Source organism: Deltaproteobacteria bacterium, assembly GCA_019309045.1.
Lineage (GTDB): Bacteria > Desulfobacterota > Syntrophobacteria > BM002 > BM002 > JAFDGZ01.
The window spans coordinates 1-2,762 of sequence record JAFDGZ010000195.1 but is presented as its reverse complement, the minus strand read 5'-3'; the positions used below and the strand labels follow the sequence as shown (position 1 = coordinate 2,762).

Genomic DNA, 2,762 nt, shown 5'->3' with positions numbered 1-2,762 from the left:
GACATATTCCCAGGGAGTTGCCTTTGGATGTATTCGGCAAAATTCCTCGTTCAAGATGATATTTTTCGTTTCAATAGTGAGCTTGCCGCCCTCCGGCATGGCGTCTTTGGCGTTGAGTGCAAGGTTCATCAGGATTTGCTCTACCTGAGCCGGATCTGCATAGGAAATCTTGAGATCTTTCTCTAGAAGGAGTTCGATCTCGATCATTTTCGGAAAGGTGCGTTCCAACAAACTGCTCACTTGTTCCACTTCGTTGTTGAGATTGAGAGGTTGTTTCTTGCTTTCAACCTTGCGGCTGAAAGTGAGCAGCTGCTTGGTCAACTCCCCACCCCTCTCAGCAGCACGCAAAATTTTCTGCAGCTTCTGATAGTCCGGAGCGTCTTCTTTCTTGCCCATCAGCAACAGTTCCGAGTATCCATGAACTGCCTGCAACAAGTTATTGAAATCGTGGGCAATTCCTCCAGCTAATGTGCCCACTGCTTCCATCTTTTGCGCCTGTCTCAGCTGGGCTTGCAACTTTTTCTTCTCGCTGATATCTCTGAGGTTGATGAGGCTGCCAACCGGTTTGCCGTCACTGTCTTTGTACACGGCCCCACTTATACTGACCGGAATGAGCTCACCTTTCTTGGTGTAGCGTTGGGTTTCGACGCCAGAATATTCAGCGCCTGTCAACAACTCGTCGAGCATAATCTTCGCTGAGTCCCTGGCTGTCTCTGGAATAAAATTCTCCAGTTTCTTGCCGAGACATTCTTCCAGGGTCCAGCCGAATACCCGGGTAAACGCAGGGTTCAGATAGATGACCCTCCCTTTGAGATCATCAACAATCACCGGGTCAGGATTGGCTTCGAGCACTGTCCTGTATCTTTTCTCGCTTTCCAGCAAGGCCTGCTCCGCCTTTTTGCGTTCTGCGATGTCGCGAGCCGCCATTTTATAGAGAATTAATACAGAGATCGCCACGAGGATGCACAAAACGACAACAATGGAGCCACTCGACCTGAGCACATCATAAAAGACCCTCATGCTAATTTCCCGGAAACTGACAAGATAGATTACCTGCCATTCAGGGTAAACTGCGATTCTTTTTTGATAGATCAGGTACTTGTTGCCTGCGGCATCAACTGCATATGTACCGCTGGGCAAACTCAAGCCAACAGACCGCCGTCCATTGCCGCCGTGTTGAGTTTCCTTGCTGTTGGCACCCCTATTCTTGTCATTCTTCCACAAGAACCGACCGACCCATTCCGGTCTATTCGCGATCAGCACGTTGTCCTGCCGGCCAACCAGCATGGTGATTCCCTCATGCACCCGCCCCAATGTAGTGATGATTGGTTTTATCGAAGCGGTTACAACCAACACGCCGTCGGGAACACCCTGACCGTTGCTGTACACTGGATGACTGCAGATAAGCATCTCTTTGTTTGCAGATGCTATTTTGCCAATCAGCAATGTAACCTTGCCTTTCATGGCCGTTTTGAAGTAGGCGGAATTAGCAAATTTTTCCTTCACGGCTTGCTTTGAAGAAGCAATGACTCTGCCATTTGCATTCAAGAGGAGACAGGTGCCAAATCCCAGGACCTCGTGAAAATATTTCAGCAACGATTTGGCTTGCAGCAGGACCTTTTTGTCATGCGATACTGCTGCTCTTCGCAGTTCCTTCATTGCAGCAAAGGCCTTGCAGGCTTCTATGCTCTCGGATAAATACAGCGAAAGCTTGCTGTCCAATTCTCGTCCATAATTGACCGCTTTAGTTTCCGCCTGGCGGAGTGCTGTTTGTCGTAGTGAAAGGTAATAGAGATAGCCAGCAATTGACGCTGACAGGAAGGCAAGCAAAGCTAACAGTAGCAGAATGGCCCGAAGTCTCATTTACTATTCAGCTAATTTGCAGCTCTTACAAATGGCCGCCATATTAGTTAACTGCACGAAGACTGTTTAAGAGACAGAATAAAATCGTAAAAAGCTCTAGAGGTAAGATAAATAACTTTAGTCTGCGGTCCAAATGAAATTTCATCGCCATCTGTGAGCTGATATAGTTTATAAGGAACTATTTTTTCGTCATTTATATAAGAATTGTTAGTTGACTCTAGATCTGTTACATATATAGCCCTGCAATCTTGATGACAATAAAGAAAGGCATGTGATTTAGATACTATATTATTATACAAAATAATGTCGTTCTGCGAAGATCTACCTATTGTTATAATATTACAATTGTCACTATTTTTCCTTTTTATAATTTCGATTACCCTTGCTTCCAAAAAGTCTGTTTGTAAGTCAGCTTGCTCTAAATGTTTAAATGCTTCTGTATTGTCATATACCTTTGTATTAAATTGAAACATTACTTGCAAAAAATCCATTTGGATATTTCTGCAGAAACTCTTTTAAACAGATATCATCCAGTAACGTTACGTAATGTGCTATCTTTTTGTATCTACTTTCAGCGGGAACTCCCACTTCACCAACTTTCTTGAATCTGCGAAAGCTCCTGGCAAATTCTATATTGATAAGCTCATTGTCCGGGTCTATTCCTGTCACCACCGCAGAACCTGACATCCCTACAACTGCATTCGGTTCCCTGAATACTGATGGCAGGAATATTGATACTTCTACTTGATCGTTCAGCTTGAAATCCTGCCACTGTCTTGTTTTAATGAATGCACCTTGTTGGCCAATGCTGATAGTCATTCCCTTGATAGCTGCATTCAGGTCCGACTTTGACAGCTCCGCAGCAAACTCCTGTTGAAATCGCACCTGCTCTGGAAATG

Annotated in this window: 3 protein-coding genes; all 3 read right to left on the bottom strand. The window is 44.9% G+C overall.

Annotated features, from left to right (window positions below; translation table 11 throughout):
- Positions 1–1,863 (bottom strand): PAS domain S-box protein (locus JRI89_17700; GenBank protein ID MBW2073067.1); only part of this gene is annotated, 1,863 nt, incomplete at its 3' end.
- Positions 1,864–1,910: 47 nt separating this feature from the next.
- Complete coding sequence (locus JRI89_17695) at positions 1,911–2,354, bottom strand: FHA domain-containing protein (GenBank protein ID MBW2073066.1); 444 nt, start codon at positions 2,352–2,354, stop codon at positions 1,911–1,913.
- A partial coding sequence (locus JRI89_17690; GenBank protein MBW2073065.1) for a hypothetical protein occupies positions 2,323–2,762 on the bottom strand: 440 nt, incomplete at its 5' end. The genes JRI89_17690 and JRI89_17695, both read right to left, overlap by 32 nt.

What these genes read in the sequence shown, in the direction of transcription:
- JRI89_17695 (MBW2073066.1), bottom strand. Translation starts at nt 2,354, where the DNA reads ATGGATTTTTTGCAAGTAATGTTTCAATTTAATACAAAGGTATATGAC.